The organism is Microtetraspora sp. AC03309, assembly GCF_020826795.1.
Lineage (GTDB): Bacteria > Actinomycetota > Actinomycetes > Streptosporangiales > Streptosporangiaceae > Microtetraspora > Microtetraspora glauca.
This window is the reverse complement of the sequence record NZ_JADDIL010000405.1, coordinates 1-544: the sequence shown is the minus strand read 5'-3', so window position 1 is coordinate 544 and position 544 is coordinate 1. Positions and strand designations below refer to the sequence as shown.

1 pseudogene is annotated in these 544 nt (G+C 66.9%); it reads left to right on the top strand.

Annotation, left to right across the window (positions count from 1 at the left end):
* Nucleotides 1-90: 90 nt before the first annotated feature.
* A pseudogene (locus IMZ11_RS43575) lies at nucleotides 91-544 on the top strand (hypothetical protein); the annotation flags it as partial.

The window sequence follows — 544 nt, the reverse complement described above, 5'->3', positions numbered from 1 at the left end:
GCCTCGGCGTCGGCAACGCAACCGCACGCACGCTCGGAAGGCACGTCAGTAGGTAGCCGAGGACCCGCGCGATAGGGAATGATCGGACAGATGAGCGAAGCCACCGAAGCAGCGCCGGGTATCCGATCGGAGAACTCCCAACGGGACACCGCGGCGGTCGTATCGGGGCGGCCCGACGAGTCGTCGACGCCGGAAGCGCCGCCGGCGGCCACCTCGCCTGCTGTGGACAACGCACTGCCCGAGGACCGGTACCTCAACCGGGAGTTGAGTTGGCTCGACTTCAACGCCCGGGTGCTGGCCTTGGCGGCCGACACCTCGCTGCCACTACTGGAGCGGGCGAAGTTCCTGGCCATCTTCGCGTCGAATCTCGACGAGTTCTACATGGTGCGGGTGGCCGGACTCAAACGCCGCGACGAGATGGGACTTTCGGTCCGCTCGGCCGATGGCCTGTCGCCGCGCGAGCAATTGCGTCGCATCAACGAACGCACTCAGCAGATCGCCAACCGGCACGCCAACGTCTTCCTCAACTCGGTGCGCCCGGCAC